Source organism: Lactococcus sp. DD01 (genome assembly GCF_001578715.1).
GTDB lineage: Bacteria > Bacillota > Bacilli > Lactobacillales > Streptococcaceae > Lactococcus > Lactococcus petauri.
The window spans coordinates 774,388-780,466 of record NZ_KQ968939.1; the positions used below are offsets into that span (position 1 = coordinate 774,388).

The 6,079-nt window shown below is 36.5% G+C and carries 7 protein-coding genes; 1 reads left to right on the plus strand and 6 read right to left on the minus strand.

The window, feature by feature from the left end; genetic code table 11:
- The 6 genes from LACDD01_RS03775 to LACDD01_RS03795 all read right to left on the minus strand — a co-directional run.
- Positions 1-368: MurR/RpiR family transcriptional regulator (locus tag LACDD01_RS03775; RefSeq protein WP_369814474.1), on the minus strand; the 368-nt coding region annotated here is incomplete at its 3' end.
- On the minus strand, positions 337-489 hold the full coding sequence (locus LACDD01_RS12285) for a hypothetical protein (protein WP_231863372.1): 153 nt from the start codon (positions 487-489) through the stop codon (positions 337-339). The genes LACDD01_RS03775 and LACDD01_RS12285, both read right to left, overlap by 32 nt.
- A gap of 75 nt (positions 490-564) precedes the next feature.
- Complete coding sequence (locus LACDD01_RS03780; protein ID WP_004258153.1) at positions 565-1,146, minus strand: hypothetical protein; 582 nt, start codon at positions 1,144-1,146, stop codon at positions 565-567.
- Positions 1,147-1,308: 162 nt separating this feature from the next.
- Positions 1,309-2,025: a DUF4811 domain-containing protein gene (locus LACDD01_RS03785; protein ID WP_061413253.1), complete on the minus strand. Its 717-nt coding sequence runs from the start codon at positions 2,023-2,025 to the stop codon at positions 1,309-1,311.
- Positions 2,025-3,551: an MDR family MFS transporter gene (locus tag LACDD01_RS03790; RefSeq protein WP_019292130.1), complete on the minus strand. Its 1,527-nt coding sequence runs from the start codon at positions 3,549-3,551 to the stop codon at positions 2,025-2,027. Before LACDD01_RS03790 ends, LACDD01_RS03785 begins: the two co-directional genes overlap by 1 nt.
- Positions 3,548-3,997 (minus strand): MarR family winged helix-turn-helix transcriptional regulator, encoded by a 450-nt coding sequence (locus tag LACDD01_RS03795; protein ID WP_029343317.1) that lies wholly within the window; start codon positions 3,995-3,997, stop codon positions 3,548-3,550. Before LACDD01_RS03795 ends, LACDD01_RS03790 begins: the two co-directional genes overlap by 4 nt.
- Before the next feature lie 533 nt (positions 3,998-4,530).
- On the opposite strand from LACDD01_RS03795, the gene LACDD01_RS03800 reads away from it, so the two are divergent.
- Positions 4,531-6,057, plus strand: a complete 1,527-nt coding sequence (locus tag LACDD01_RS03800) for a glycosyltransferase family protein (RefSeq protein WP_061413254.1) — start codon at positions 4,531-4,533, stop codon at positions 6,055-6,057.
- Positions 6,058-6,079 lie beyond the last annotated feature (22 nt).

Consider the following 6,079-nt stretch of genomic DNA (forward strand, 5'->3'; position numbering starts at 1 on the left):
ATATCTTCTGAAGTCAGTTTTTCAGCATACATTTCCATATCATCATAGTAACGACTGATTGCATTTTTCCCTAGCGTTTGAAACCGATGAATCATATCATCCGCTACAGCTTCACTTGCGCCACGCGCTACTGTCATGATCATCTTCGTTTCCACTAAAGCTTTCGAAATAGCTTCCAAGTCGGCAGGGTTAAGTAAACCAATCGTCCGTGAAACTTCAATCAAGTTCTTAAAAACATATTGATTAGCCTCGTCAGACAAACCAACTATTTTGTTTTCTTCCGCATTAGCTCCATTTTTATTTCTTTTGAGAGAATTTTTGAAATCGGCAAAGCCATCAAATCCTCTTTTTTTTGAGAGTTCGCACAATTGTGGCTGTACTCACATGTGCTTCTTCAGCAATTTGAGTAATTGACATCAATTGAACTTTTGACTTGTTTTCTTCCAAAAATTCCCAAGTATACATTTCCGCATCTGATAATTTTTCCATAGTTACTCAATTATATCATATCCAAGAAGGAAGAAGATACAAAAAAGCGCTCTTCATGAGCGCAATTGTCTGGTGTTATTCTGCTAATGATTTTAATTTTGAATTTTTAAAGACATCAATAGTATAAATTTTATTGAGGACTTTACATAAACCAAATGCAAGGTTGAAATCGACAAAGCTATGAACAATTCCACCGAAGAAGACAAGCATAAGCAAGCTATTTAAGGCTTGAGGATTAAGATCTGCAAAACCAATACGATAAAAGGCTAAAACAACCAAGGCCTCCAATCCTGCGTGGAAAACTCCCAAAATCAGGTTAAAAACTTGTAGTTTAACTTTTTTGTCAACTAAATCTGGATTCTTCTTCAAGAACCAAGCACCAGCAGTCATTACTACAATATGAGTTGCCGCTCGCATCCAGATAAGGGGAACTGGGACACTAATAAAGAAACCAAGTGTGGTCCCAACAGCTACAAGCGCTGCTAAATAAGGGCTAAAGAACATAGCGGCCATAACTGGCACGTGTGAAGCAAGAGTAAATGATGCGGGGCCAATTACGATTTTTGCCGGCATAATCATCGGAATTAAAATCCCTAAAGCCGTAAGAAGAGCACCAATCACCAAGTTCCTGATTCTTTTTCTACTATCAGAGTTCACTTTTATAATACCAACCTTTCTATGTTCACTATTTTACAATATTTCCCAGCGAATAAAATTACAATTTAGTTACATTTCCTGTTTTTTTACGTATATTAGGGAAGAGTTCAGTTTTCTATACACTTTAAAAGAAAAAAGTCTGAATAAATTCAGACTCTCTTGTTATTCTTTAAGGCCTAGGCGTTCTTTAATCTGCTTAACTTGCAGTTTTGTGAATTCCTCTGGGCTGTTCTTTTGTAGTTCCATCATTGCTTTTGCTTGCGCAGGATTTGCTTTCAGTGCTGCTTCTTGCTGAGCTTGCATCGCTGGTACTTCTTGTTGAAGTTTTTTAGCTTCATCTTGGGTCAAGACGAGCCACGTATCCTTAGGCACGTAAGCACGCGCGTGTTGAGAAACAAGCTTTCCTTCTTCTCCGCCAATACCGAAAAGGAACTTCATAAAGTTGTCTTTAAATTTCCATTTGACTGTTGTTGTAACAACTTTGGCTTCAGACTCAGACGTCAGCTTGTAGTCTGCCGTTTTTTTCAAAGTTTCAACCATATGTTTTTGATCCGGTTGGAAATGAACTTCAGGCTCCTTATCTTCTTTGTTTGTACGGTAGACTAAAGCATAATTATTAGTATCTTGACCGATTTCTGCTTTTAAAAGCATCCCAAAGGCAGCATTAGTATCTCCTGCTGTGTAAATTTTCTTCGTTTCAGTAGAAGTTACTTTCTCCATACCCCAGTTATCTTTAATGTGTATTGTCAAAGCCATAACTGATGCTGTGAGTAGGACTAATGATAAACCACCAACAAGACCACGCCAAAATATTTTATCAATGTGGATAAAGCCGTAGAAGGTTAAAAGTGTAAATAAAACAATAAGTATGATAATCATTATTTCTCACCTCCTACTTCTTTTTTGTTTTTAACAATATGCCCTTGAAGGAAAAATGAAAGCACGAGCCCAAGGATAGCAAAGGCTAACCCTATAGCGAAAGAGGCGTGATAGCCTTTAAGCATGGCATCTAACATATCTCCTGCAAAAGCAAGTGGGTTGGACTCTTTCAAGCTTGCTGCAGGTTGTGAATTGGTAATAATATTTTGCGTAACAGAGCTTAAGAGCGCCACAACAACAGCTGAAGCAACTTGACGTGCTGTACTATTTGCTGCAGTACCATGTGCTGATTGTTCGCGTGGTAAAGCGTTCATGGCTGATGCAGTTAGAGGCATCATTACCATCGCAATACCAAACATACGCAAACCATAGAGCACAGTAATAAAGTGTTCTGGTGTTGTTGTTGTCAAAAACATAAATGGAATTGTACCAATGGCCAAAATGGTAAAACCAACACGGGCCAAGCGTTTCGCACCTACTTTATCATAGGCAGCACCCGCAAGTGGACTCACAATCCCCATCATCAAGGCACCAGGTAAGAGTGTCAAACCTGAACTCAATGGTGAAAGACCGTGGACTTGTTGCATATACAAAGGCAACATCATCTCAACACCCATCATAGCCATCATTGAAAGTGCCATAACAACGGTTGTCAAAGCAAATTGTTTATTTTTAAATACGGAAACATTTAAGAATGGTGTTTCCATATGCAATTGACGACGGACAAAGAGAGCAATGATTGCTACCCCCGCAACGATAGGTAGGATAACCGTTTGAAGATCACCCCAGCCATCGCTAGCTACATTTGTAAAACCCCATAAAAAGAGCCCAAAACCAAGAACTGATTCGACTAATGACATAAAATCTAGCTTCATGTCACGATTAGGCACAATGTCACGCATAAAAATAAGCATCAATACCCAACAAATGGCAATAACAACCATTGGAATCAAGAAGATTGTACGCCATGATTGTTCCAGAGTGAATCCTAAAATGACATGATCTTTATCTAGAATCCATCCTGCATAAGTAGGGCCAATTGCTGGTGCAAGACCTATAACAAGTCCCATAGCACCCATAACAGCACCCATTTGTTTTGGTGAGAACATATTGACCATAACAACCTGCATCAAGGGCATCGAAATACCAACGGCAATAGCTTGCATGATACGAGCTCCTAAAAAGACGCTCCATGTCGAAGTCGGTGCCGAATAGGCGACAAACATTCCAGCCAATAAAATTGCATAAGAAATCAAATACAACCAGCGTGTTGGGAATTTTGTTGTTAAATAGGCCGATACAGGGATCATAATTCCGTTTGCCAACAAGAACCATGTTGTGGCTTGTTGCCCCGTAGCTAAAGAGATATTAAAATCATTCATCAATGTGGGCATTGCTGTACCCAATGAGGTTTGCATGAGCATCCCTCCAAAAGTAGCAATCAAAATAAGTGCAAGAACAATCCCTCGATTAAATGGTTTCCCATGAATATCGAGTGGCTGATCTTTTGTTAATTCTTCAGTCATACTTTTTCGTTTTCCTCCTCAAATATTTCCATTGCTAAATCAAAAAATAGTTGGACATTTTCGACAAAACTTTTGGTGCGTTCTTCGCCCATTCGTTCAAGGATTTTCACAATACGGCTCACAGCTTCTTTTCTTGATTGCTCCGCTTCTTCACGACCTTTAGCCGTGATAGCCACTAAAATTTTACGACGGTCCGTACGAGAAATTTCACGTGTAACAAGTCCTTTCTCCTCAAGATTATTGAGAATTGTTGCTACTCGCGCTGTACTCATATTGGTTTGCTTCGCAATGTCACTAGGTAAAATTGGTGAGCCAGTATTTTTATAGAGGCCAACCAAAACGAGTTTTTCACCATGCGCATACTTACTAAAACGGCTCATAACTTCAGTTTTACTGCGACTCTTCACACAAGATAAAAAAGTTTCTGCTGCTTGATTGTAATCCATAACTTCCATTCCTAACACTATTAATTATCTAACACTGTTAGTATTATATTCTCTTTATTATCAATTGTCAAAAATTTACTACGATAAAGAAAGCTTAATCCCTCAAGGTTATCCCTCTTTTTTATTTGGGAATATTAGTGAAAAAGTTTTCATATAAAAAGAGACCTCCTAATAGTGGTCTACTTTAATGGCCATTTTTTTCGATAATACTAGTGCAGAGCAAGGAGATAAAAAATAGTTTTTGAAAATCTCCAACTCTTTTTATGGAATGTATGTATTATAAGTCTTGTATCTTAAGGTAAACTGAATAAAAAAGGTTAAATTTTAGCTTTGCGATATGCAGTTTAGGCACAAAAAATCATAATCATAAAAAAAAATTGTTAACTGGAGGAGACTTATTGATATTTTAAACATAGTTTTTTTAAGGGGTGATTTTTATTGGTGTTTCCATAAAATAAGGATTTAATTTCTTTGGTTTTATGATAAAATATAAATATTGGAAAATTTTAATTTTACAGGAGTGAATAAGAAAAATGGGGATGCAACACATAGATAGCGGAATAAAAAGAATACTTTTCTTCTTATTATTTTTACTTTCGTTTTATTGGCTTTTTTGGTCTGTAAGGTATATTTTTTCGGATGTTCTTCCAAGTATAAGTCACACATTCTTTTTATCACTACTTGTTTTGGGAATTGTTTCGGGAATCATCTTTTATAAATCTCTAAAACCCTTGGTTATCAAGATCTTCAAACTCCTTTATACTTATCGTTATTTTGTTATCGGAATACTTTTCATAGGTCAGATTGTGATATCTGTATTTGCCCAATGCCTTCCCAACGGAGATGCTTCTATTCTATATAAGGTAGCAACCGCTCCACCAACACACAGTGGTTCATCCATTAGGTACTTCTCCTTATTTCCGAATAACTTTCTCATTTTTATCACCTTTAAAATATTGAACGGCATTGTTACAGCCCCGCACCTTATTTTAACCGTGTCAATTTTAAATGCTCTACTTATTGATGGCGGTATTTTATTGCTGACGGGTCTGGTTGATCATTTGAAGGGGGAAAAATTAGCTCGAATTGTCTTTTTAGAAAGCCTATTTCTATTTGGGTTACAACCACATTTTTTATCTTTCTATAGCGATCCAGCTACCTTCTTCCTAATGGCTCTGCTGTGTTATTTAGTGATTATAAATTTAGATAAAGCTGGGATTTTTAGATGGTTTGCTATTGGCCTTCTTTTTAGTATTGCCTACAAAATTAGAGTACCCATTTTTATTTACCTTATCGCCTTAATCCTCCTGATTATATATAGATTGATTTTCGACAAGAAACAAGTGAACCTTAAGCGCCTGTTCATTCGGAGCTTACTCCTTCTTTTAGGGATGCTCACAATGACTTTCGCTATTAATTTTTATGCGGAAAATCAAAAGTTTGTAGAATATGATGGAAAATACAGTATGAGTCCCTGGTTTTTTGTAGACTTAGGCTTGACTGCTACAGGAGCAGATCATGCAGCAGTCAGTCAGGATGTTAAGTTTTTGGACGCTAAGGGTCAATTTAAACCAAGATCTGAACTGGAACCTCAACTTAAAGAGGATGTAAAAAAAAGATTCTCACGATTTGGTACTTTGGGTCTTATCAAACACCAAAGTACTAAATTTAAAATTTTTACACAAGATGGTAGTCTAGGTTGGACTGCAGAAAATGTTTTAAAAGAACAAAATATTGTTAAAACCAAATTTACAAACTCTAAATTTGGTCAAAAGATAAGATCAGTAATCTATGTTGGAAATCCTCACTATGGTAATTACGCCCTATACCTTCAAATCGCTTGGTCTATAATAATTTTGGGACTGGTTGCTTATTTTAAAAAATTTAGGCAGACCTCTAATTTTGAATTCTACCTGCAGATTGTATTATTTGGGGTTATTCTATACTTATCAATATTCGAAGCTGGTAGAAGTCGCTACTTAATACAATTCCTTCCAGCGATTATTATGTTATCATCAATTGGATACTTAAATTATTTTAACAATCGTCAAAACAAATAAAATTAAAAAAGCTCTCAGTTTT